1 protein-coding gene is annotated in these 411 nt (G+C 35.3%); it reads left to right on the plus strand.

Translation table 11 applies throughout. The features are described 5' to 3' along the window. Positions 1-51: 51 nt before the first annotated feature. The coding region (gene thiW / locus C0Z19_RS27760; RefSeq protein WP_102613014.1) for an energy coupling factor transporter S component ThiW at positions 52-411 on the plus strand (360 nt) is incomplete at its 3' end.

Here is a 411-nt window from a genome sequence, read left to right on the forward strand (position 1 = left end):
TAATAAAGCCAAACATAGTGATTAATTACAAACAAAAAGGAGAACAATCATATGAAATCAAGAAAACTGGCTATAACTGCACTTTTAATTGCAATAAATGTTGTATTAAGCAGTATTATCATCATTCCTCTAGGACCAGTTAAGGCAGCACCAGTACAGCATTTTGTAAATGTATTAAGTGCGGTCATAGTAGGTCCTTGGTATGGATTAGCTCAAGGGCTTAGATCATCAATTTTAAGAGTTCTTTTTGGTACTGGTACAGCTTTTGCATTTCCAGGTAGTATGATTGGAGTTTTATTGGCTAGTATGTTGTACATATATCGTAAACATATATTCATGGCCGCGGTCGGTGAAGTACTTGGAACTGGTGTCATCGGAAGTTTAATTTGTATACCATTAGCATATTTCCTC

It is taken from the genome of Trinickia soli (genome assembly GCF_002879855.1).
GTDB classification, from domain to species: Bacteria; Pseudomonadota; Gammaproteobacteria; order Burkholderiales; family Burkholderiaceae; genus Trinickia; species Trinickia soli.